Raw genomic sequence first — 23,622 nt, 5'->3', positions numbered from 1 at the left:
CGGCTGATGCATCGGTATGCGGGCGCCGTGTTGCATCACGGTTCTATGATCGTAAGTACAGCTATGCAGTTTGAGATCATCACGATATTTCCCGGTTTCTTTGCCGGCATCTTTGAACACGGCATTGTGCGGCGGGCGCAGGCCGAGGGACTGGTCGGCATTGGTGTGCACGATCTGCGCGCATTCACGCACGACCGGCACCGCACCGTGGATGATCGGCCCTTTGGCGGCGGAGAGGGCATGGTACTGAAGCCCGAGCCGCTGGCAGAAGCATTGAATGCTCTAGGCGTTGCAGTAAAAACTAAGTGTGCGCAAAATCAAAAGCAGGTCCTTCGCTCCTCTCAGGATGACACTGCTAAGAGTGGCGCGCGCGTGATCCTGTTGTCGGCGCAGGGGCGGCCCTTCACCCAAGCCGTTGCTCGCGAACTGGCGAAGGTGGAGCGGGTGGTGCTGATCTGTGGACGTTATGAGGGCGTGGATGAGCGCATTAATGAACTCTATTGCGACATGGAGATTTCCATCGGCGACTACGTGCTGAGCGGTGGAGAGCTGGCTGCGGCAGTGGTTGTCGACACCGTGATGCGGCTGGTGCCAGGCGTGTTAGGCAATGAGGCTTCTGGTGAATTCGAGAGCTTTGGCGTAGCCGACGAGGAAATCAGCGGAAGCCAGGAAGGTGTGCCGCGTTCGCAGCACGGCGCCGGCGGGTTATTGGACTACCCGCATTACACGCGGCCGGCGGAGTTTGAAGGAATGCGCGCGCCGGAGGTGCTGATGAACGGCGATCACTCGCAAATTCGAAGATGGCGGCGCGAGCAACAGTTACGCAAGACGCTGAAGAACCGGCCGGATTTGCTGCAAGGCGCGTCCTTGAGCGACGAAGATAAGCGGCTGCTTAAAATGATCGACAGCGAAAGCGCTGGTTGAGGAATGGGCGAGTTGCAGATTGCTGCGTGGGTCGAGCTTGGAATCTGCTGGGTCGCGTGGGCGCTTGCATTTGTGAAGCCCCGTAAACAGGCAGCCGGCGCGATCAAGAAAGAGAGAGCGCCCTCCTCCCGTTGGGGAATCCTGCTGGTGATGCTGGGCTACGCGTGTATCTGGGCATTCGTGCGGCCGGCGGGGTTTGAGAAGTCGGCCCCGTCGCTGATTGCGTCCATGATCCTGGGACCACTATCGGTGATCCTGGTTTGGATGGCTGCGCGCCATTTGGACAAGCAATGGAGATTCGAAGCGGCGCTCAGCGAGGATCACAAACTCATAACCACTGGGCCCTATCGCTGGTTGCGGAATCCGATCTACGCCTCGATGCTGGGCATGTTGCTGGCAACAGGATTCGCGAAGACATGGTGGCCGCTGCTGGTTGCAGGGGTGATCTTCTTCGTGATTGGTACCGAAATCCGCGTGCGCGCTGAAGAAAAACTGCTGGCGGCGCGGTTTGGAGAGGAATTCGCGCAATACAAGGCGACGACTCCGGCGTATTTTCCGTTCATTCGATAAACACAAGACAAAGCCGAGGCTCAGCGGAAAGGCTGAACGGGTGCTGGCTGTTCGGCGCTGACTTGGCCGCCGGCGATCCTGGCCACGAATAAATTCTCTCCGCAGATGGGCGAACCCGCAAGACGACGCATCATGGCTATTTGTCCCACATGCGTGAGTGCATCGGCGATCGGTCCCTGAAAGAGAGGCTCGGCGGCAGCGTGGAGCGGTTGACTCGAAGCGAGATAGTCGTCGAAGGCTTTGAGCGCGGCGAAAAAGCGGGCTTTCTCCTGTGGCCACGGACGGGGCGTGGAATTGTGCCAGCGCTCTCTTCCCTGCACCAGGCTCAGCGCCCAGTCGAACAGATCGCCCATGTGGGCGAGAATTTTGCCGGGCTGGCGCCCACATCCCTCAAAGGTGGCGAAGCTTTCTGGAGCGGCCTCGAGAGCCCGCGTTGCACGATAGGCCAATGTCGCAACGGTGTGGCGCAGAAGTTCGCGTTTCTCATCCATGTCGAAGACTATACCGCAGAACGAACAAGGGTTGGTGACCTCTCAAAGCGCAAACGTGACCCCATAGCGATATGAAATAGCCAGCAATTGGGACACGTCGAAGGCGTCGCCGAAGCTTCTAAAGCTCCTCACTGGCCTTAAGTTATGTCTGCTCTCGAGTAAGATGGAGATTGGCAGAAGATAACCCATCCGGAGCCACACCGGACTAGGCGTTGGGTATGTTTGTCTGTTAGAATCAAGGTTCTGAGTCCATCAGCAGGAAGAAGCTATGTCTATCCATCCAGTAATGCAGCGCCTGGCCGACAAGCTGAAGCGCACCGATCTACCTACATTTGTGCCCGGCGACCAGGTTCGCGTGCAAGTCAAGATTAAAGAAGGCGATAAGGAACGTTTGCAGGCTTTTGAAGGCCTCGTGATCGCCATTAACAAGGGACCGCAAGGCACCTTCACCGTCCGCAAAATGAGCTTTGGACAGGGCGTAGAACGCATCTTTCCGTTCAACTCAAAGGTTGTCGACAAGGTGGAGAAGGTTCGCAGTTACAAGGTGCGGCGCTCAAAGCTGTTCTACATCCGAGGACTGCGTGGCAAGGCCGCCCGTCTGAAGGAAGTGGAGCGCGTCGCCGCCAAGGCATAGAAGGCTTCCCTTTTCAGGGCCACAAGAACCCCAGCTTTGGCTGGGGTTCTTGTTTATATGCAAATGATGATCGACTGACGGTCAGGTATCTAAAACCCCTCGCTCAGTCTTCTTTAGTGTCTTTGTTCAGGCGCTTGGCGTCACCCGTCTCTTTGTTTTCGTCCAGTCCGGTCGAGTCAGCGATATCGATCGTGCCAAATGAATCGTTCACTACGCCATCGTCTGCCGGAGGTTTCTTTTCTTCAAATCCGCCGGGCTGCGTGTGCGTGGGCTTTAGCTTTTCGGTCATTATGCCCTCCTGTGTTTGTTGGATGCGCTCTCAGCGCTCGTGACCGATTAACCTCTCGAATACCGAACCGGTTTTCCGCAGGAGTTCACAGAGCGACAAGTAGAAATCATTCATATACTGAGGGCATGGCGGCATGCGGTTGGAGGCTGGAGAGGGCTGCGGCGAAATGCGGCTTTCAACAGATTGCGGGATGCGACGAGGTGGGACGCGGGCCAATGTTCGGTCCGGTGGTTGCTGCCGCAGTCATTCTGCCGCTAGGTTGCCGGCTCACGGGGCTTAATGATTCCAAACAGCTATGTGAGAACAAGCGTAACGAACTTGACGTGGTGATCCGCGCCAAAGCCTTGGCATTTGCAATCGCAGCGATTGACGTGGAGACGATCGACCGCATCAACATCCGCAAGGCTTCCCTGCTGGCAATGCGTACAGCGGTAAATCAACTTGCGATCCAGCCCGACTATCTGATGATTGATGGATGCGACACGATCGACTGGCCCTGTCCGCAGGAATCCGTGATTCACGGCGATGCGATCAGCTACTCCATCGCTGCGGCAAGCGTGCTCGCCAAGGTCTTTCGCGACCGCCTGCTTGTTGAGTTGGATGCCGTTTATCCCGGTTACGGACTGGCGCGACATAAAGGCTACTGCTCGCGGGAGCACAGGGCCGCACTGGATCGTCTGGGACCCACTCCCATGCATCGCAAAAACTGGAGTCCGGTGGCGCAGACCATGCTGGACTTCGAAGCGCTGCCTGAAGCGGTACAACTGGAAATTCAATAGCTCCCGAACCGACTCACGCAGTCACAGCGCGCCGCGCTCTGCGCTTCTGCAGAAATGCCAGCACAGGCCGAGCGGCTAACAGGATAAACAGCGTTATCGTGAGATTCATCGGGCTCTTGACGCCGGGTTTTACCTGCCACCAGTAGTGAATGATTCCGCAGATCGCCGCGACGTACACCAGCTTGTGCAGGCGGTTCCATTGCTTGCCGCCTAGCTTGCGAATGGCCCAGGTTGTTGACGTAGCCGCAAGCGGAACAAGGAGGGTATAGGCAATGACGCCGATGATGATGAAGCGGCGCTTGGTTATGTCGGTCTTGATAACATTCAGATCGAAATTCGTGTAGAGCGCAATGTAGGTGGCAAGGTGCAGTGATGCGTAGAAAAACGCAAAGAGCCCCAGGAGCCGGCGGAATTTGATCAGCCACGAAAACCGCGGCGAGAGCAGGCGCAGCGGAGTTATCGCTAACGACAGAATCAGCAACAACAGGGTGTTGTAGCCGGTGGTCAGCGTGATCTTCGATATGGGATCAGGGCCGAGTGTGTTGGTGATGCCTTGATATGCGAGCAGCAGGAACGGCGAGAGGCACGCTATCCACGTGAGGGTCTTGAGCGTGATGAGTGTCTTGCGGTTCATGCGTGTCCAACGGCGGTTTACGCCAGTGAGTGGATTTGGAATTGCTCGGCGAACTGACGGGGTGGCGATTTGACAAGCTAACTTTGATCGAACACCGATGTCGCCAGCTCAGCTAGAAGTATTTTTTTAGGTCCATCCCGTTATACATCGAGGCAACCTGTTCGCCATAACCGTTGAACATCAGCGTTGTGCGGCGCTGCTGATAGAACGGCAGGCCGATGCGGCGTTCCGTTTTTTGGCTCCAACGCGGATGATCGACATTGGGATTCACATTGGAATAGAAGCCGTATTCACTCGGCCCCATCTGACTCCAGGTAGTAGGCGGCTCCTTGTCGAGGAAGCGAATGGCCACTATCGACTTCGCAGACTTAAATCCGTATTTCCACGGAAGCACGACGCGGATAGGCGCGCCGTTTTGATTGGGAAGAACCTCGCCATAAAGTCCGAAGGTGAGCAGCGTGAGCGGGTTCATGGCTTCGTCCATTCTCAGGCCTTCTGAGTAAGCCGAGTAGAACGATGCCTCATTCGCCCACTTCTCTACCTTGGTGTTGTAGTAAGAGAGGAATTGAACGTACTTGGCGCTTGGCAGCGGATCGCATTCCTTGATTAACTCAGAGAGCGAATAGCCTATCCATGGAATCACCATGCTCCACGCCTCGACGCAGCGATGCCGATAGATGCGGTCTTCCAGCGGACGCAATTTCAACAGCGCGTCGATGTCAAAAGTCTTCGGCTGTTTCACCTTGCCATCCACTTTTACGACCCATGGGCGGGTGGGCAGGGCGCCTGCATTTTCAGCCGGTTCATTCTTCTGCACGCCGAACTCGTAAAAGTTGTTGTAGTGGGTCACATCCTGCAATGAGGTCAGCTGTTCCCCGGTTGTGGTGAGAGGGCTCTTCACTGTTTGCAACTTGGTGGCGTCGGCCCAGGCGCTGGTGCGCGGAGCGATGATATCCGCCACGCGATCTGCTCCTGTGATAGCAGCACCCGCAGCGGCGGTGCCGGCAAGAGCATTGCGCAGAAATCGCCGCCGGCTGAAGTACTCGTTGTAATCCTCGCGAGAGGTGATCTCGGAGGAAGGAATGTCAGATGGCTTACCAATCAGCATGAAAATGACCTCACATCACTAGAACGGGGTATTACATCCATTAGATTCCTTCGACCGGGAACAAGTTACAACAGGCTGGAAGTGATTCGATCTGAAGGAAAAAGAGGCTATGAGTGTTTGACCGCGCCACGGCGAGTTGCAGACTTGGCCTTGGCCGGGGCAGGAAGGCCGCCGCGGGGATTTGCGGTGGACTGGCGGACGACCAGCTGCGTGGAGATCAACCACTCTCGTTGCTGGGCCTGTGGATGATTTGGTTCTATGCCTGCGCGCAGCGCCTGTACCGCGGCCGTAGCAAGTTGCTTGCACGACATCTGAATTGTTGTAAGCGGCGGCAGCATGAACTGAGCGAGATGAATGTCGTCAAATCCAACCACCGAAACATCCAGGGGTACAGGGTGTGTCCTGCGATGCAGTCCGTGCAGCACGCCAATAGCAGTCATGTCGTTGGAGCACATAATGGCCGTGGGAAGCGTAGCCAGGGAGAGCAGATGATCGGCGGCCTTAATGCCACCTTCCATCGTGTGCGTGCCTTCAACCAGATGTTCGGGTGGCACGATGAGGTCAAGTTCGCTCATGGAACTCAGGAAGGCATCGCGGCGAGCTACCGCAGAGCGCATCTGCAGAGGTCCGCTTACAAAGGCTATCTGGCGATGGCCTAACCCAGCCAGATGCTGCACTGCCTCCCGAATCCCTTCGCCATAATTCACTTTCAAGACGCGAATATTGGGAAGGTCAGGGCCGGCATCCACGAATACAAGAGGGAAAGCGCGCTCGACCAGTTTCTGAATCAGCTTCTCTTCGATACCAAATGTCATGATGGCGACACCGTCGACACTGCGTTGCAGCATGCGTCGAATTAGCGCCTCGGTGCGCGGGGCTTCGTAGTTTGTTGAACCAATGAAGACCTCGTAGCCCTGCTCTACGGCAAGATTTTCAAACTCCTGCACCAGTTCAGGGAAAAAAGGGTTCGTGATTTCCGAGACTACCAGGCCAAGCATGTGACTGCGGCCAGAAACCAGCGCGCGCGCCTGCGTGTTGGGTACGTAGCCCACTTCCCGGATGACACGCCACACGCGCTCGGCAAGTTCTGGAGCAACGGTAGAGATCCCGTTTACTACGCGCGAGACTGTAGCGATGGAGACGCCTGCACCCCCGGCGACCTCGCGAATACTTGCTCCGGTCGTGCGAAAAGCACTCGGATTTTTTCTTGGTCCGCCCACAGATAAACCGATTTTAGAGGATTAAACCCCTGTGGACACCAGAAAGGCGCATTATGCAATCGATTGCGCAGAATGGTGACTACGCGCAAGCGCGTCAGAGTCCGCACGAAATTGGGGAGCATCTCCGTTATGGATGACTCTGACTTCCACCTGCTACTTCAATCGCGTGGCGCAGCAGAACAAGGATCGACGTCAGGCTTTCTTCAGCGCCGCGTTTGCTTCCGGGCAAATTGACGATCAGAGTCGAACCACGCATTCCGGCAACTCCGCGGGATAGCCACGAGAATGGATTGCTTTCGGCGCCGCGCGAGCGCATGGCCTCGCTGAGGCCGGGTGCGAGACGATCGAGAACGCGTAGAGTCGCCTCGGGAGTGCGATCCCGCAGGCTCATGCCGGTTCCGCCTGCGGTAAGAATCAGGGCCGCTCCCTGTGCGCTCCAATGTTGAAGCTGGGCCACGATCTTTTCTTCGTCATCCGGGACGAGAGCATTTTCAACCTGGGCTGCAGGCCAGTGCTGGCGGAGCAAATCGACGACCGCGGGGCCTGCGGTATCGGTCATCAGGCCCTGCGAGCAGCGGTCGGAAATTGTGAGTACGCCAAAGAGCATCGGGATAATTCTATTTGCCACCCTTGGGGTGCGAACCAGACGGCAGCACTTTGATTGTTTGCAGCCACGTTTTGGCGGCATCCGGCCACATTGTCACCGGCAACTCGGTGCGGCGCAGGCCGTATCCATGGCCGCCTTCAGCGTAGATGTGCAATTCAGCCGGAACCTTCGCGGCCTTGAGCTGCAGAAAATAGACTGTGGCATTTTCGACGTGCACCGGATCATCTTCTGCCTGCACGATGAAGCTTGGCGGAGTTTTCTCGGTGGGATTGATGTCGGCATTGGGCGCCATGTTTTGCGCCGCATTCGCGAGATATCCGGGGTAGATGATGAACGCAAATTCTGGACGGCAACTGAGCTGGTCCGCAGCGTCGATGGGATCGTAGAGGCGCTTGTCGAAATGAGTGCTCAGTGCAGCAGAGAGATGCGCGCCGGCGGAGAAGCCAAGAACACCTACCCGGTTGGGATCAATATGCCATTCTGCCGCGTGTTGACGAACCATACCCAGCGCGCGTTGCGCATCCTGCAGGGCTGCTGGTGATTTTGGAAAGGGACCGGTATTGGGTACGCGGTACTTCACCAGAACGCATGCCACGTTGATCGAGTTGAGCCAGTCACAGACTTCAGTACCTTCAAGATCGATGGCGAGAATTTGATATCCGCCGCCGGGAAACACCACGACGGCCGGCAGCGCAGCGCCGCCCTTCGGTGAGTAAACGGTGAGCGTTGGGTTAGAAACGTTTCCCAGCCGAACGAGCGACTTACCGGCGATCAGATTGTCGGTGAGCTTGGTGGTGTCGATTTCAGGCTGTGGGTTCGAGGACGCGCCGGGTGCCCCGTTGGGCCAGAGAGGCAGGGTGACGTGGCCGGGCGCGGGTTGCCATGCAGGTTTTTGCGTGCATGCAGTTGCGATGAAGACTGTGAGTGCGGTGCAGAAAAGAATCGCAGATTTTTTCATGCTGAAGCCTCGAATGAAAATACGTCGCAGCGATGATTGCAGGCGGGGGATTGACGATGCAAATGGGAAGGATTTCGGCGAACTTAGTCTGTTGCGGAAATGCTTACGGCTCGGCGTGGGGAGGGACTAGAAGAATGAGTGTTTCGCGTGCCAGTTCGATGCGAGCGGGCAGAACACCAAGTACTTCTCCATCTGCCTCTACAAACACGCGGCTTTTTGATCCGTTCAACACGCGGCATTCGACGGCATCGGCGTCGAGCAATTCAATTGTGCGCGAGAAGGTCTGGCGTCCAACAAGAGTGGCAAGGAGAAAGCGAAGATACTGTAACCTGCTTCGAGTTTTGAAGGCGACGAGACTGAGGTCCTTCTTATGCAGCGTAGCGCCCGGAGCCAGCACGCCCAGCGCTCCGCCAAATGATCGAATGCGGATCGCGAGAAGTTGCGAGACCTGCTCGACGCGCGGCTCTGCATTGCCATCGATGGAAAAAGATGCGTCGAACAGTGGAAACGGATGAGAGGCCCAGATTTTGAAAGCCTCAAGCATGTAAAGCGCGTAACCAAAACGACGCTTGAGGCCCGGGTCCATGCTCGACATAAGCAGAGCATCCGCACCCACACCCGCGGCGACTGTGAAATAACGCCAGCCGCGCGCGCCATTCTCCTCTCGAAAATGGATGCGGCCAACCGGGATTTCAACCGGTTCCGCGTTGACAAGGGCGCGCATGGCCTTTACGGGATGGCGCCCCAGACCAAGATTTTGCGCCAATGCATTCGCTGTACCCAGTGGTATCACCCCCAGCGCAACGTTTGTCCCGACCAGCGATTGCAGCACCTCGTGTACTGTTCCATCACCACCGCAGGCGATAACGGCGTCGTAACCTTGACGCACCGCGGCGAGGGCCAGCGACTTGCCGCTGCCAGGGGCGTGTGTCTCCAGGGCCTCAGCGTCGATTCCGGCATCGCGCAGAACCGCAAGCGCGCTCTGAATGTGGGAGGAGCGGCGCCCGGAGTGCTGTCCTGAAGCAGGGTTGTAGATCAGCGCGACACGGCGCATGGATGCTTTCTGGCCTCGTTGCGAGGTTCCTTTAAATTGATAGATTCATTTTACAGACGGCACTTGATTTGCGGTCTAGGGCTTTAGATGCCAACAACGCTCAACGGGAAGGGTCAGGACGCCATTAGGCCGCATTTGAGGGGTTTCAAGGCAGGGCCGCGCGATTGGTTGAACTGCACATACATGAAGTGCGTAGTTCAATTAGAATGACTCGCCGTACTCCGTGAAAGGAATCGCAGTCACCTGCAAAAGACAATGAAGATTTCCGCGCGCTTTTCTCCAAAGTTGCCATTTTCGGTCCTGCTGCTGGGCCTTGGTTTTCTTGCTTTTGTCGCCGGCGCGCAGGAGAAGCTTCCGGCAAGTTCTGACTCGCCCCGTTACAAGGATGCAGCGCTGCCAGTCGCTGATCGTGTTGCCGATCTGCTGCCGCGCATGACGCTGGAAGAAAAGGTAAATCAGCTTAGTTGGACGTGGCAGAAGAATGTCCAGGTGGTTGACCCCACAGGAACCTTTACGACGGAGACTGCACGCCAGACGGTCGCGGCAGAATGGACTCCGGATTTCAAGCTCACTCCGCGAAATGCCGCCATCCTCCGCAACGCAGTTCAGCGCTACCAGTTGGAAAAGACGAGATTGGGGATCCCAATCATCTTTCCGGGAGAGGCACTCCACGGCTACATGGAATACGGCAGCACCAGCTTTCCGCAGGCACTCGGTCTCGCCGCAACCTGGGATCCAGCGCTTGTAAGGAAAGTGTTCAACGCAGTAGGAGACGAGGCGGGTTCGCGCGGTGCGGGACAGGTGTTCTCGCCGGTGCTCGATCTTGCGCGCGAACCGCGGTGGGGACGGACGGAGGAAACCTATGGCGAAGATCCGTTTTTGATAAGTAGGATCGGCGTCGCGGCAATCGAGGGATTGCAGGGCAATTCGTACATGATCGACCGGCATCACGTGATGGCAACAGCAAAGCACTTTGCGGTCCACGGGGTTCCGGAAGGCGGAACGAATACGGCGCCGGGCAATATTTCGGAGCGCGTGATCCGTGAAAATTACCTCGTTCCCTTTCAGGCTGCCGTGCAGGAAGGCCGCGCCGGCAGTGTAATGGCCTCCTACAACGAGATTGACGGCGTGCCGTCGCATGCAAACCATTGGCTGCTCGACAAAGTGCTACGGCAGGAGTGGCACTTCGATGGCTACGTGTCTTCAGACGACAACGGCTTGCAGATGTTGATGGGCACGCATCATGTGGCACACGACATGGCAGAAGCTGCCCGCGTGGGGTTAGCAGCCGGTGTCGACTTTGACATTTCGGACGAGCCCATCTATCCCGGCCTCGTGGAACAGGTGAAGCAAGGCCTGGTATCGGAGAGCGAGGTGGATCGCGCAGTTGCGCGGGTTCTCACTGCTAAGTTCAGACTTGGCTTGTTCGACAATCCCTATGTCGATCCCGACTACGCGGAGAAAATCAACAACAGCCCAGAACACAAGAAGCTGGCTGCTGAAGCCGCACGCAAGGTGATTGTCCTTCTGAAGAATGACAAAAACCTGCTGCCGCTGGATATGACGAAAATGAAGTCGATTGCCGTGATCGGGCCCAACGCAGCCGATGTGCATCTCGGCGGATACAGCCGCGATCCCGGCTACGGCGTCAGCGTATTGGACGGCATCAAAGCCAAGGTCGGCGACAAGGTAAAAGTGCTGTACGCCGAAGGCTGCAAGATAACGACTGCCCCTCAGGGATTCCGCGGATGGTGGGCCAACGATGTGCAACTCGTCGATCCAAAAACGCAGACTGCCTCCATTCAGGCTGCGGTTGATGCGGCGAAGAAGGCTGATGTTTCGATCGTCGTCGTTGGCGAAAACGAAAGCACCAATCGCGAAGCATGGTCTGAGGATCACCGCGGCGATCGCGATTCGCTCGACTTGTTAGGTGCCCAGAACGACCTTGTCAAAGCGGTCGTCGAGACGGGTAAGCCGGTGGTAGTCCTGTTGCTGAATGGCCGTCCGCTCTCCATCAACTACATTGCCGAAAAGGTGCCAGCCATTCTGGAAGGCTTCTATCTTGGCGAGGAAGGCGGAACCGCCGCGGCAGACGTTATCTTTGGCGATGCGAATCCCGGTGGCAAGCTTCCAATCACTTTCCCGCATACCGTAGGTGCTCTGCCCGATTACTACAACCACAAGCCGTCTGCGAATCGCAGCTACGAGTTTTCGACGCGCCAGCCGCTGTTTCCGTTTGGCTTTGGGCTGAGTTACACCTCGTTCAAGTTCGACAACTTGAAGGTCGAGCCGCAGCAGATTATGCAGGCTGGAACAGCGAAAGTAAGCGTGGATGTGACCAATACCGGAACGCGCGAAGGAGATGAGGTTCCAGAGTTCTATATTCATCAGCGCGTTGCTTCGGTTACACAGCCAGTGATGCAACTGAAAGGTTTCGAGCGCATTACTTTAAAACCCGGCGAGAAGCGAACTGTCACATTCACCGTCACTCCGGAGACGCTTTCAATTTGGAATATCGACATGCATCGCGTGGTTGAACCTGGCGTCTTCGACATGATGGTTGGCCCGAGTTCAGACAAGACGAGCGCCGTCAAGCTAACCGTTACGGGTGTCAACGGCGAGACTGGAAAGCCGGCCGCAACCGCGCAAGTCCCCGCGGGATCTGAGGCAAACATGGTGAGCAACTTTGATGAAGGAAAGGTCAAGGCGGCTTACGGCATGTGGATTCCGGCGAACGACACCATGAACGGCGGTAAATCCAACTCGAAACTGGACGTAGTTGAACCAGGCGCAGCCAACACCAAGGGAGCTTTGCAGGTCACGGGCGAAGTGGTCCCGGGAGGCGCGTTCCTCTTCGCAGGTGCGCTCTTCTCACCGGGAGCCGCGCCCATGAAGCCTGCAAATCTGTCGAAGAAAAGCGGCATCAGCTTCTGGGCCAAAGGAGATGGCAACACCTACACACTGCTGGTCTTGACGGAAGCGCGCAATGGTCAGAATGGCGAAGCTCCAGCCATGACAACCTTCCCTGCCGGGCCGGAGTGGAAGCAGTACACATTTCCTTTCTCAACCTTCGATACGGACGGAAGCGATTTGAGCGGAATCGGATTCATTCGCGTCATGGAGCCGGGGAAATTCCAGTTCCAGATCGACGAAGTGGAAATTAAGTAAAACGGAAAAACGGAAGAACAGAAGAAGCGCCGGCGCCTGCATGCTCCGGCGCTTTTATGCTGCGGTACATTGCGCCAGCACAACTGGTGTAAGCGCGACGCGAACTGACATTAAAAGAAACGCGAACGGTGCAGCACGACCTTGGCAGCGCGAAAGCCACACATTCCATGAACGCCACCCCCGGGAGGTGTGGAGGAAGAACATAGGAAGAGATTGGGCGCGCTGGTTTCATAGGTCAACATGGTAGGTCGCATCAGGAACCGCCGCATTGTCATCTCTCCGCCGCTGATGTCGCCGCCCATCAAGTTGGCATTCATCCGCTCGAGGGTTGCCGGGGAAGACACGTGGCGTGCCAGAACGCAATCGCGAAAGCAAGGTGCAAAACGCTCAATCTGCGCTTCGATCCGATCGGTCATGTCGACAGTGGAGCCGTTGGGAACGTGACAATAAGCCCAGAACGTATGTTTCCCCTGCGGAGCGCGCGTCGAGTCAAAAAGGGATGGCTGTGCGGCCAGCACAAACGGGCGCTCTGGAAGCAGGGCCTTCGAGACTGCTTCTTCCGATGCGGCGATCTCTTCGTACGATCCACCGAGGTGGACAGTGATTGCACGTCGGCACTCCGCCGCTTTCCACGGCACGCGTTCGGATAGCGCGTAGTCGATCTTAAAGACACCGGGGCCCGGCTTAGAGCGTTCCATCAGGCCACGAAAACTAGGCGTAAGACACTCTCCAGCAATCGCGGCAAGTTGCCGCGGCGAAGTATCAAACAGTGTTGCCAGATCCGATTGGTTCCATTCGCGAAACTCCTCCGCTCCAATGCGACGCGAAGTGTGAAGCTTTCCTCCGAGGCTTTGCAGGCAGCCGATAAGCGCGTTCGTGATGCTTTGGGATCCTCCGCGGGCGACCGGCCAACCGAAGCGATGCGCAGCCGCACCTAGCACCAGACCAGCGGCAGAACTCAACATCTGATCGAAGCTCAGAAACGAGTGCCCCGCGAGACCCGCAAACAGAGCGCGAGTTCGCGAATTCGAAAAATGACGCATGGCAATGCGACGCGCCGGCTGAAACGCCGACAGGCCGAACCGCGCCATCAACAAGGGATGCCGTGGAATGCTGAGAGCAGGTCCGAGTGCATCCTGGGCAAACTGCTCCCAGTGATCAACCAGGGGCTCAACCAGGTTTCGCCACGCCTGGGCGTCGGATCCGAATTCCCTGTCCTGGTCGGCAAGATCTTGCTCCAGCATTACGGCAGATCCGTCCTCAAGCGGATGCGCCAAAGGTGCTTCGCCGTGAATCCACTTAAGCGAATGCTCTCCAAGCGGGAGCGATGAAAAGAAAGGTGAACCTGCCGCCATGGGATGCACAGCCGACCCAAAGTCGTGCTCGAATCCAGGCAGCGTTAATGGCAGAGTGCGCGCGCCGCCTCCAGGAACAGCCTCCGCTTCGAAGACTTCGACATCAACGCCCGCTTGCGCCAGCACGATGGCAGCGGAAAGGCCATTGGGTCCGGAGCCGATGACGTAAGCGCGCTTCATATCCTCATTGTCCCAGATCAGTCGTGCATTGGAAGATCATCGGGCCATTGAACAATCGCGGTATGGCCGTCCAGCGTTTTCGTGAGTTCCGGCGCATATTGCCCAAGATATTTCCGCCGCCACCAGTTTCCTGTATCGCGTTTCTCTGCGCGGCTGGTGAACCAATATTGCCAGAGCACGGCGCGCACATAACGTGGAGGCGCTTGCGAGAAAGGATTTCCGCGAAAGAGCGTGAGCACATCTTTATCATTCTCGAGCAGCCGCTGTTCAGTGACAGGAACCAGTTCGTCCTGGCGCCACTCTCCAAGAGATGCAAACCAGAGATTCCAGTCGAAGCGCGGCTGATAAGGCGCATAAATCCGTGGGGCCTCGTCCAGCGCCTGCGGTTTGTTGCTGAAAGGATAGGCTGTCCAATTCTGGCCGTCGTTCGAGCCTTGAAATTCAATTTCATATCGGCCGTTCGTCATCACCGCAAACAGTCCGTACTGGTTGGCAATGCGAAACGGCTCGAGCGCTGCGATCGGCCACATGGGAAAAGGAAGATTGCGAGAAGGAATTCCGATCATTTCCACGGTGGTGTTATAGAAGATCCATAGGAGCATCAGGGCACTGAGTGCAAGGCTCACAGCACTCGGATAGCCTCTGAGGAAGCGGGGAAAAACAAGTCGATCGGGATGGTCGATAACTCTATCCTGATCCGCTGATTCTCCTTCCGTTGCGCGCTTCGTCTCAGGAACGGTACTCGAAGCCATCGCAGTACGATATCGCGTCGGTACGAAGCGAGCGAGAAATCCGTCATCCAACAACAGAATTCCCAGCGACAGCACCAGGTAATTGAGGAAGGTGTAGTTGGCCGTCAAAATGACGCCGATCTCCCAGGGCGTCACGATGAAGAAACAGAGAATACGCCCGCGGCGAGGCAGAAAGAGCATCCACACCAGCGCAAGCTCGAGGATCAGCGTTCCGGCGGCACTGGCCGCGTGAAACCAATGCGGCAGATGCTCAAGGTACCAGCCGATCCAGGTGGGCAGCGGGCCGTTCTGGTAGTACTCGTCCATCGCGGTTAGGGTGCGCCACTGGCGATCGCCGCTGACGAGCTTCACCATGCCGGATTCGAAATAGATGCGAAACCACTCCCACTGCAGGAGAAACAGGCTGGCACGCGATGGAGGAAAAGGGGCCCCGAGCCCGGGCATTAGGCCACGCGGCACGAAGAACAGTGCGATGAAGCCAGCTTCCAGAAGCATTCCGTCGGATTGATAATTTGAGAATTCACCAGCCGCGGAAACAAACGAGAGAAAGCAAACGAAGCAGATGAAAAGGCTGAGCCGGGGCCACAGATTCACGAACGCCACGATGGATGCCAGCAACCCAATCCACGTGATCAGCATGAGGGCTTGCGAACTCGAGTTCAGCCAAAATACTGTCGGTGCGAACCACAGCTTCGCCGATGGATATTGCTGTTCGACAGCGGCAAGGTAATCGTGCGCCGGAAATATACCATGCGGGCCGATCAACCCCTCGATCTGAAACAGCAGAGAATAGAAAGCTGAAAAATAGATGGCCGCCAGAGCGCGCAGAAAGAACCACCGAGGCAGCAATCTACCTCGAGAACCTTCGCGGGAATCAAACAACCATAAGATCAACTTGCCAGCGCTGTGCTCCGGCATATCAAGAACATCTTAGCGATCTCGCAGGTCGTTATGCAGGGTCTTCGGGCGGAGGCAAGTGCCAGAGCCTGGTCAGCGCGCCCCGGGAACCAGTGAACGGATCGGAAACCGGAAATGATAATGTGCGGATTCGATTGCGTTCAACTTGCGATGGGGCGCTCCGGCAAATATCCCACGATTGACGAGGAGGATAGGCGCCCACCACGAGAAACTCCGGTGAACAGGCAAGCTTGCAATGACCGGTACCCGCGGGCAATACAAGAATGTCGCCTGCATTCAAAGTGAGTTCGTGTCCACCAGGACCACCGAGGATGATGCGTCCCTGCCCACCCGCGATGCCCAGTACTTCATGTGCAGTGGAGTGGTAGTGATGAAAGTCATAAATTCCGTTGCGCCATTGAGGAGGCCATCCGTTGCGTAAAAACGCCTGCTCGAATTTTGAAGCCGGGTCGGACCCCGATACGTCGAGAACGTCGCGGTAGATAAGAACCGGTAGGCGATCGTTATTTGGCACCCAGCCGTTGCGCGATAGCTGAATAGTCTCCGGTTCTTCGACTCCGTGTTGCCCAAAGACGGACTCAGGCGACGACAGCCCGACGGCCGAAATCATGGCGGCAAATTGACGTCGATCCATGGGCGTTGCGGGGGATTGCTGGGAACTCATAGGGAACTCCTCATAGGCAGGGTGCAAAAATCCATAACCCTATGATGCTCGGGTACACGGTTGACGTGGTCTGAGGGTTACTCTTTCGTACCGTAGTACCTCGCATGTTGACCCGATGGGGGATCCGTTTCGTTCAACCCTCGTGATCAAACGCATGCATGTGAAGAAGAGTTCGAGATCTTTTTCAATAGGGCGGCAACCCACCGAGATACATGTAGGAAAGCGAAGTCGCCTCGGCGAGGAGATTCGAAATTACAGGATCGGGAAAGTGATGAACATAAATCCGGGCCCAACTGATCTCTTCCGCCGTCGGTGGCCCCTTCGGCGTATCTTGCGGTACGTCAGATTGCTGATCGAAGTAGCCACTTCCGTTCAGGCCCGCGATGGATCGGTCAACCAGCCGCTTGAGCGCAAAGTCATTCTCTCCGAAAAGATCTATCCCGTTGTCCTTCCCGAATTCGGCGAGATAGACCAGTGGAGCGATCGCGTAGAGGTGGTAGTGCAACGCTCGCTGGCCACGACGCATCTCTAACGGAAGATTGCCATCCGGGGTAATCTGCTGCACGCCATTCTTGTACGTTGCAACCGCCCAGTCGAAGAGATTGCGATCGTCGGTCGCAATGGCTATCGCAGCTATCTCAACCCCCGCCCAATAAAGATGATTGTTGCCAGCTTCTCCGCTGGGCTTGGCTGCGGCATAGAAATCTATCGTTTGCCGGGCAACTGACTTCATCCACGCGGCCAGCGCCGCATGCGACTGTGGCTGAACGACGCCGCTATCCCTAATCTTTAGGTATGCGATTGCAGCTGCGCCGATAACCCACCCTTGCACGTAATACGCCTGGCGCGACGACATTTTTCCGGTGAAGACACCATCGGCGGCGGCCGTGCTTAACAAATTGAGAACGCACTGTGCCGCTGCACGACTGCCGGTAGTACGATAAGCGTCCGCAGCATTGACCGCCTCATCGCCTAATCTTTTGTACGGTCCCGATGACGCAGCGTAAGCCTTCATTTTCGCAGGGTCGATGATGGAAGATTTGCGATCGGAATAGAAACCATCCGTGGCGAGATCGGGAGACAGGTGCGCCGGCTCCGGACATGCATAGCTTGCATCCGTAAGCTTCACATCACTCAGGTCCCATGGGGAGCGAAGCCGCGCCGCATGGAGGTCAAGCGCGCCACACGCTGCTACGAGCCAAACCAACGCACCAAGATGGATTCGCGTCATCGCCGAATTTCCTCCGATGCTGGCCCGGTCATTGATAGCCCTCGCACACTGGCGTCAAGATATCCCGAACAATAAAGTTTCGAGTTCCTCAGTTCAAGATAGGACTGCGACTTCCTCGATAAAGTTATCGTCACCCATGGCTTTACGCCAACCACTTTTCGATTGGATGCTGATCGGTCCGATGACTCGATACACTACTTTGAGGGATATTCCTCGGGCAGGTTGAATGAAAAAGTATCTTTTTGCGTTCTCACTTCTGGCGATCGTCGCTTCATTCAGCATGCGATCGGTCGCACAAAATAATCCGACTGTCCTTGATGAACGAGCAGCCGCTGGCGACGAACCGGACAATCCTGGGCCGCTTGCTACCAACTTGGATCCGAGTCTGAAACGTGCGGCAATCCTCAAGGCGATGACGAAGGTTGCCGATTGGCAGTTACAGCACTCCGAGGGGCGGTACAACATCGGGTGGACGTTTGCCGCGCTCTATGACGGGCTCCTTGCTGCATCCAAAAGCACTGGCGACGACGCTTACCGCGACCGCGTTTTCCAGGTTGCCCGGGAGAATCACTGGGAATTCGGCCCGCGCTTCGCTCACGCAGACGACGAAGCCATCGGGCTGACCTACCTCACGCTGTATTCCGGCGATCAGAAGCCGGAGGAGATTGTCGCGACGCGTGAAGGTCTGGACAAACTGCTCGCACGGCCTGATGATCCGAAGAAAAATTTATGGTGGTGGTGCGACGCGCTTTATATGGCTCCTCCCGTTCTCGCACAGTTATCCGTCGCCACTGGCGATCATCGCTATCTCGACTTTATGAATCGCGAGTGGTGGATTACATCGGGCGCACTTTACGATCCCGCCGAGCATCTCTACTTCCGCGACGACCGTTTTCTTACGATGCGCGAAGCCAATGGCCAGAAGGTCTTCTGGTCGCGCGGCAACGGATGGGTTCTTGCGGGGCTGGCGATGGTGCTCGAACGCATGCCTGCGGATTACCCCGAGCGTGCCAGATATGAAAAACAATTCAGAGACATGGCAGAGCGCATTGCCGGCTTGCAACAAGCAGATGGGCTTTGGCGCGCCAGCCTGCTTGATCCAGGGTCTTATCCCAATCCGGAGATCTCCGGGTCAGGCTTTTTTACTTACGCCCTGGCCTGGGGAATTCACCACAAGTTTCTTGATCGCAGAAAGTATCTGCCCATCGTAAAAAAGTCGTGGCAAGGAATGCTGACGCATGTATACGCGGATGGAAGGTTAGGTTCGATTCAGCCCATCGGCGGCGAGCCCGGTAAATTCAAACCATCTTCAAGCTATGTCTATGGCGTGGGTGCATTCCTGCTTGCCGGGTCTGAACTTTCGCAGATTGCCGAACGCTGATTTTTCGAGTCTGTCTGGGTGGGGATTCAAAGACGATCAAATTTCTTTGTTCCACACAGGAAAGAGGAGCAGGCCAAAGCCTGCCCCTCTTTCTCTCTGTGGATTTACGCATAAAGACACCCATTCGGCACAATTCGCTCGTCCCATGCACGAATCGTGATACTCCTCCTCTAAAATCGCAGCGTTCCGGGTGTGTGGTGGACAACACTTCCCCAACCCCGAAAACGGGTTGCGTCACTTTGGACGGTCAACCTCCGCTCATCGCTGTCTGGCTGCTAGGATAAGCCCGATGAGGATCGAAGCCCCTTTTCCGCAGACCGCGAAAGAAATGCTGGCCGTGATTGTTGCGGCTGAGCGATCGCGTAAATATGTCTGGACAGCGGGTAGGGTGCTCATTGAAAGCGGATGCGTGGGACGCTGGCAAGCGTTGGACAGCAACGCAAAGAAGACTCTATTAAAGAGCCTCACGAAGCTCTTAGAAGAATTGTCGGATCAGGGCGCTTTAGCACTCCGACCAGACCTGCAAGGTATAGGCTTCGGTCAAGAGAAGGGATTCGACTACATTCGGCCACGCCACGTTCAACTGAACCACGACTCCGGTTAGACCTCAATTTGAGTTCTGTCCGGATTGCCGGTTACTCGACAACAGATCAGAAGTTGACGCGGCCTGTGCCGCTGTCCTCCTGATTGACAGGCCGAACCGCCCCCGAGCAGAATGGCACAGAACTCCCGACAATAGGTGCTCGAATGCGTGAGGCTGGTCCCTGTCTTTTCCGTGCCGTCGTTCTTCCTACTCTATGTACGATGATTCTTCTTACCGGTTGTGGCGGTTCCGGCGGTTCCGGCTCAACCCAGCCGCCCCCAGTCCAGAGCACTATCACCTCCGTAACCGTCTCTCCTTCCGCACCCACCGTCCAGCTCAAAGCCACGCAGAGCTTCCAGGCCACCGTCACCGGCACCGGAAACTATTCCTCTTCAGTCCAGTGGTCCGTTGGGGGAATTACTGGCGGCAATGCCAAGTTAGGAACCATCTCTTCCGCCGGCGTCTACACTGCTCCGGCATCCCCGCCTAACCCGAATACCGTCACAGTCACCGCAGTTAGTACCCAGGATTCCACCAAGTCCGGCTCTTCCCAGACCCAGATAGGCCCTCAGCCTTTCGACATCACCGGTATCCAACTCACGCCTAGGACGGCAACCGTCAATACCGGTTGGTCCCAGCAGTTTACCGCCGTCGTCGAAGGCACCGGAAGCTTCGACACGTCGGTTAGTTTCTCCGTGAATGGCGTCTCAGGCGGCAACTCTACTGTTGGCTCGATCGATTCCCACGGCCTTTACATCGCTCCCGCCACTCTTCCGCAGTCCTCTTCCGTAAGCGTCACCGTGGCCAGCGTCGCAGCTCCGGATGTCTCCGTCGGTGCCGCCGTTACCCTGACCCAGTCCACCAGCGCCGCGCCCGTCATCAAACAGCTTGTGCCCGCAACGGCCGATGCCGAACAGCAGATCCAAATCCTCGGTAGTGGCTTTAACGCTGGTGGTCAGACGACTTCCACCACAGTTGTGGTCTTTACTGGCCCCCATGGACTGTCCATCCCGGTCGAGCTCTTTGGCGGGTCCAACAATGACCAGGAGCGCGATGTCGCGGTGCCTCTCGGCGCGTCGGACGGACCCATCTATGTCATCGTCCAAGACAGCCTCGGACCCGCCCTCAAGTCCAACACTATCCAATTCACGCGTACCCCTCGCATCCGCATCCGTGCCCCTCAGCACGACCTTTCCAGCGGGGAAAGCACCACCTTTGCCTGGAAGCAACTCGCTGGCGCCCAACCTATCACTCTCCAGTGGACCGCCGACAAAGGCTCCGTTGCTTCTGATGGTGTATACACTGCCCCCTCCGCCCTTACGTCCGACTCCTTCGCTGTCGTCAAAGCATGCGTTCAGGGAACCACCAGTTGCGACCAGGAGCGCCTCGGCCTTCATCCGTTCCGTGTGTCTCCCGACACGCCAACGGTCACCCCGGGGAGCAACCTCCAACTCCAGGCCATTCTTGGAAGCTCGATGATCAGTCCCACCTGGAGTTCTTCCGGCCCTGGCACACTTGGCAGCGGCGGTCTGTACACTTCGTCCAGCCAATTCGCTGACGCTGGCGGAATCCCGTTCACCGCAACCTCGGGCGCAGCCAGCGAATCCGGAACACTGCAAGTCACCGGCCAGTTCCCAGGGCTGGTCAACCGTATTTCCGACTACTTCAACGAGCAGGAAGCCCACGTCTACGGTACCTTCCCTACCGCCATTGGCGTCGCTAACAACCGTCTTTACGTCAACTCAAGCTACGGCTACTACAGCTTCGCTCTCGCCGGCGACGCGTATCCCGCTCTCGCGTACCTCCGGGACGTAGATGTGTATGACATCTCCGACCCGTCCCACCCCATCTGGATCGACGCTTTCGAGCCGCTCACCTCAGGCAAACCCCTCTACTGCGATGGCATGCTCTACCAGTACGCATACACGGAGGGAAGCTATGCAAGCGGTTCGCTCACTGTCTATGACATCAGCGGCAAATCGCCGGTTCCAACACAGCACTTTTCCCTGCAGCCTTCGAAAGGCCATTCCCGGAACGGCGCTGCTTCAATTTCGGGTTGCACCATTGCTGAATTTGGGGGCGCGACGGGCGATCAGCGAACGGTGTCAGCGGGCCTCAACGCTCCTCTCGTTCTGCATCAGTTGCAGGCCGGAGGCGTCGTTGACGCGCAATACTCGATTCCCATTCCGTCGAACTCCACTGGCATTGCCGGCTTCTTCGGGTTCATGTCCGACGGCAAGCGACTCTTTGTCAACCTGGTAGCCGCAGACGGAAAAGCCAACCTCCAGCTCCTCACCTACGACCTCACGGCATCCACGCCTACGCTGCTGGACTCAATCAGTACCGATCAGCTTTCGATCGACTCATTCCAACTCGTCGGAAATCTCCTGTTCGGTACCATTGACACCGGCTCCTACTACCCGCGCACGAAGGTCTACGACGTTTCGGGCAATACGCCCCAGTTCCTTACACAACTGCCCACCGGATACATCGAAGGCGCGTCCGGTACTGATGTGTTTGCCTGGACGGCCGGCACGGGACCGCGTGTTATCGATATTTCTAACCCCCAGAAACCCGTGCTGAAGACTGACCTCTTTGCTTACAACGAGGGAACCTCTGATATGACCAACTCCGGCCATTACCTCTTCGCCGCTGACTCAAACAGCGGCGTAGGGGTGTGGGACGCCCGCACGCCAGGAGGCTTGCTACCAACCGAGCTCATACCGGACGATTATGAAAATGCAGTTCCCACCGGGATTATCAGCAATGCGAGCGACCTTTTTGTCGCGTCCGATACAATCGGCGGAGGAAGCCTGGCGCGTTTTGATCTCAAGCAGAGTCCTCCTGCGCAGACTTCACAGGTATTCCAGTCCAACGTCGCGCCATCCTCGCTCGCGCTCAGTGGATCAACTCTCTATGAGGGAACCGCCACTTCGCTCGGCGTTTTTGATGTTTCGGCCTCAGGCGATCCGACATCCATAACCTCCATCGACATGCCCGTAGCAGCTTTGGCCGTTACCGGCACAACCCTGCTCGCCGGAACCTTCGACAATCACCTGATCGTCTACAACATCAGTCAGCCGCAGAGCCCGAAGCAGATCGCATCCGTTAGCCTCGCCGCTGCTCCGTACCAGATCGTCATATCAGGGAACCTCGCCATCATCGCCGACGACACTGGCGGTCTCCTTACTTACAACATCAGCAATCCCTCGACTCCAACGCTTTTGTCGAAGGTGACCCTGTTTCCTGAGGTTTTTGGTGTTGCCATCGACGGCAACCTCGCCCTTCTCGCAGCGCGGGAATACGGTTTAGTCATCCTCGACATCAGCAATCCCGCAGCACCGTCTCTCCTGGGTAGGGCTGCAGTGGATACGGTTGATCCATTTACGACATACCCGCTGATGTACAACAAGGCGTTCGCAATCGCAGTGAAGAACCAGATTGCCTGGATCGGAATCCACAACCTCGATGATGACCCTGATGCTCCGTCGGAAGGAGGGTCCGAAGTTATGGGATTCGACTATCGCGATCCTAGCCACCCTCGGCTCGTCTCCCGTAACTCGTACGGCCCCTCGTACACCTTTGTATGGACGCTGGCCGACTCACCCGCCGGACTGATCTGTGGCTGCTCCAGTTCGTTGCTCGCCTTGGATACAACCCAACCCTTGAACACCATTGGCTCCTTCGAATTGCCTGAGCCTCTTCGGTCCTCTCAGAAGGCGAGTTCCGTTTCGCCCAGCCTGAGCGCTCGCTCCGTCGCGAGCCCGGCCGCAGGTAGAGTGCGCTCAGATCTCTCCACGCGCCTCCGCCAACTCCACCTTCAATCGCACACGGGTGCGAACGCCCTTCCGCCGGACCGTTCCTCCGGAGAAACTCCTTTAGCTAAAAACTGATGACGGAGCTGTGTACGTTGAAACCGTTTATAGACATCGGGGTAACCCCTGCAATCCCCCTCTGGACGTTGATACTCCAACGCTGTAAACGCATAGCGCTGCGGGCAGCACGTCTAAACATGAAGCGATTGAACTCCGTCACACGCATTGTGGCTGTGTGGTGGCCCACTCGTCCCTATGAAAGATAGCTGGGCTGGCGACGAGTCGGGGGTTACACCCTGGATGCGCG

General features: G+C 56.9%; 20 protein-coding genes. 8 read left to right on the top strand and 12 right to left on the bottom strand.

The features are described from left to right. Positions 1 to 63 precede the first annotated feature (63 nt). Both trmD and P8935_RS11765 read left to right on the top strand, forming a co-directional pair. Entirely contained in the window at positions 64 to 924 is an 861-nt protein-coding gene (trmD, locus tag P8935_RS11770; RefSeq protein ID WP_348265195.1) for a tRNA (guanosine(37)-N1)-methyltransferase TrmD, read from the top strand. Positions 925 to 927: 3 nt separating this feature from the next. Continuing rightward, positions 928 to 1,494 (top strand): isoprenylcysteine carboxylmethyltransferase family protein, encoded by a 567-nt coding sequence (locus tag P8935_RS11765; RefSeq protein ID WP_348265194.1) that lies wholly within the window; start codon positions 928 to 930, stop codon positions 1,492 to 1,494. A 20-nt stretch (positions 1,495 to 1,514) separates the two neighbouring features. Here P8935_RS11765 and P8935_RS11760 read toward each other — a convergent pair whose 3' ends face one another. After that, entirely contained in the window at positions 1,515 to 1,985 is a 471-nt protein-coding gene (locus P8935_RS11760) for a hypothetical protein (RefSeq protein WP_348265193.1), read from the bottom strand. Between the two features lie 268 nt (positions 1,986 to 2,253). On the opposite strand from P8935_RS11760, the gene rplS reads away from it, so the two are divergent. Then, complete coding sequence (rplS, locus tag P8935_RS11755; protein ID WP_348265192.1) at positions 2,254 to 2,619, top strand: 50S ribosomal protein L19; 366 nt, start codon at positions 2,254 to 2,256, stop codon at positions 2,617 to 2,619. 103 nt (positions 2,620 to 2,722) lie between these two features. Here the strand turns inward: rplS and P8935_RS11750 are convergent, their stop codons facing one another. Further along, positions 2,723 to 2,908: a hypothetical protein gene (locus P8935_RS11750; protein ID WP_348265191.1), complete on the bottom strand. Its 186-nt coding sequence runs from the start codon at positions 2,906 to 2,908 to the stop codon at positions 2,723 to 2,725. 125 nt (positions 2,909 to 3,033) lie between these two features. On the opposite strand from P8935_RS11750, the gene P8935_RS11745 reads away from it, so the two are divergent. Next, positions 3,034 to 3,687, top strand: coding sequence for a ribonuclease HII (locus tag P8935_RS11745; RefSeq protein WP_348265190.1), 654 nt, complete (start codon positions 3,034 to 3,036; stop codon positions 3,685 to 3,687). A 13-nt stretch (positions 3,688 to 3,700) separates the two neighbouring features. On the opposite strand, the gene P8935_RS11740 is transcribed toward P8935_RS11745, so the two are convergent. From P8935_RS11740 to P8935_RS11715, 6 genes are all read right to left on the bottom strand, one after another. Beyond that, positions 3,701 to 4,321: a protein-methionine-sulfoxide reductase heme-binding subunit MsrQ gene (locus P8935_RS11740; RefSeq protein ID WP_348265189.1), complete on the bottom strand. Its 621-nt coding sequence runs from the start codon at positions 4,319 to 4,321 to the stop codon at positions 3,701 to 3,703. 112 nt (positions 4,322 to 4,433) lie between these two features. Beyond that, the gene (gene msrP, locus P8935_RS11735) at positions 4,434 to 5,429 is read right to left on the bottom strand and encodes a protein-methionine-sulfoxide reductase catalytic subunit MsrP (protein ID WP_348265188.1); all 996 of its coding nucleotides are present in this window, start codon (positions 5,427 to 5,429) and stop codon (positions 4,434 to 4,436) included. Between the two features lie 107 nt (positions 5,430 to 5,536). Continuing rightward, positions 5,537 to 6,649 carry a LacI family DNA-binding transcriptional regulator gene (locus P8935_RS11730; RefSeq protein ID WP_348265187.1) on the bottom strand — a complete coding sequence of 371 codons (1,113 nt, stop codon included), beginning with the start codon at positions 6,647 to 6,649 and terminating at the stop codon, positions 5,537 to 5,539. 127 nt (positions 6,650 to 6,776) lie between these two features. Next, on the bottom strand, positions 6,777 to 7,256 hold the full coding sequence (locus P8935_RS11725) for a MogA/MoaB family molybdenum cofactor biosynthesis protein (protein ID WP_348265186.1): 480 nt from the start codon (positions 7,254 to 7,256) through the stop codon (positions 6,777 to 6,779). A gap of 10 nt (positions 7,257 to 7,266) precedes the next feature. Beyond that, positions 7,267 to 8,214 carry an alpha/beta hydrolase gene (locus P8935_RS11720; protein ID WP_348265185.1) on the bottom strand — a complete coding sequence of 316 codons (948 nt, stop codon included), beginning with the start codon at positions 8,212 to 8,214 and terminating at the stop codon, positions 7,267 to 7,269. 103 nt (positions 8,215 to 8,317) lie between these two features. Further along, positions 8,318 to 9,268 (bottom strand): diacylglycerol kinase family protein, encoded by a 951-nt coding sequence (locus P8935_RS11715; RefSeq protein WP_348265184.1) that lies wholly within the window; start codon positions 9,266 to 9,268, stop codon positions 8,318 to 8,320. Between the two features lie 255 nt (positions 9,269 to 9,523). Here P8935_RS11715 and P8935_RS11710 point away from each other — a divergent pair, with 255 nt between their 5' ends. Further along, entirely contained in the window at positions 9,524 to 12,436 is a 2,913-nt protein-coding gene (locus P8935_RS11710; RefSeq protein ID WP_348265183.1) for a CIA30 family protein, read from the top strand. Between the two features lie 110 nt (positions 12,437 to 12,546). On the opposite strand, the gene P8935_RS11705 is transcribed toward P8935_RS11710, so the two are convergent. From P8935_RS11705 to P8935_RS11690, 4 genes are all read right to left on the bottom strand, one after another. Further along, on the bottom strand, positions 12,547 to 13,971 hold the full coding sequence (locus tag P8935_RS11705) for an NAD(P)/FAD-dependent oxidoreductase (RefSeq protein WP_348265182.1): 1,425 nt from the start codon (positions 13,969 to 13,971) through the stop codon (positions 12,547 to 12,549). Between the two features lie 17 nt (positions 13,972 to 13,988). After that, positions 13,989 to 15,572: a lipase maturation factor family protein gene (locus P8935_RS11700; protein WP_348265181.1), complete on the bottom strand. Its 1,584-nt coding sequence runs from the start codon at positions 15,570 to 15,572 to the stop codon at positions 13,989 to 13,991. A 100-nt stretch (positions 15,573 to 15,672) separates the two neighbouring features. Further along, positions 15,673 to 16,305: a cupin domain-containing protein gene (locus P8935_RS11695; RefSeq protein ID WP_348265180.1), complete on the bottom strand. Its 633-nt coding sequence runs from the start codon at positions 16,303 to 16,305 to the stop codon at positions 15,673 to 15,675. 184 nt (positions 16,306 to 16,489) lie between these two features. Further along, positions 16,490 to 17,536: an alginate lyase family protein gene (locus P8935_RS11690; RefSeq protein ID WP_348265179.1), complete on the bottom strand. Its 1,047-nt coding sequence runs from the start codon at positions 17,534 to 17,536 to the stop codon at positions 16,490 to 16,492. Between the two features lie 226 nt (positions 17,537 to 17,762). On the opposite strand from P8935_RS11690, the gene P8935_RS11685 reads away from it, so the two are divergent. From P8935_RS11685 to P8935_RS11675, 3 genes are all read left to right on the top strand, one after another. Further along, positions 17,763 to 18,917 carry a glycoside hydrolase family 88 protein gene (locus P8935_RS11685; RefSeq protein WP_348265178.1) on the top strand — a complete coding sequence of 385 codons (1,155 nt, stop codon included), beginning with the start codon at positions 17,763 to 17,765 and terminating at the stop codon, positions 18,915 to 18,917. Positions 18,918 to 19,206: 289 nt separating this feature from the next. After that, positions 19,207 to 19,521, top strand: coding sequence for a hypothetical protein (locus P8935_RS11680; protein WP_348265177.1), 315 nt, complete (start codon positions 19,207 to 19,209; stop codon positions 19,519 to 19,521). Positions 19,522 to 19,664: 143 nt separating this feature from the next. Beyond that, the gene (locus tag P8935_RS11675; RefSeq protein ID WP_348265176.1) at positions 19,665 to 23,393 is read left to right on the top strand and encodes a hypothetical protein; all 3,729 of its coding nucleotides are present in this window, start codon (positions 19,665 to 19,667) and stop codon (positions 23,391 to 23,393) included. Positions 23,394 to 23,622: the final 229 nt, after the last annotated feature.

It is taken from the genome of Telmatobacter sp. DSM 110680, assembly GCF_039994875.1.
In the GTDB taxonomy this organism is placed as follows: Bacteria; Acidobacteriota; Terriglobia; order Terriglobales; family Acidobacteriaceae; genus Telmatobacter.
The sequence above is the reverse complement of the archived record's forward strand: the minus strand, read 5'-3'. Positions and strand labels throughout refer to the sequence as shown.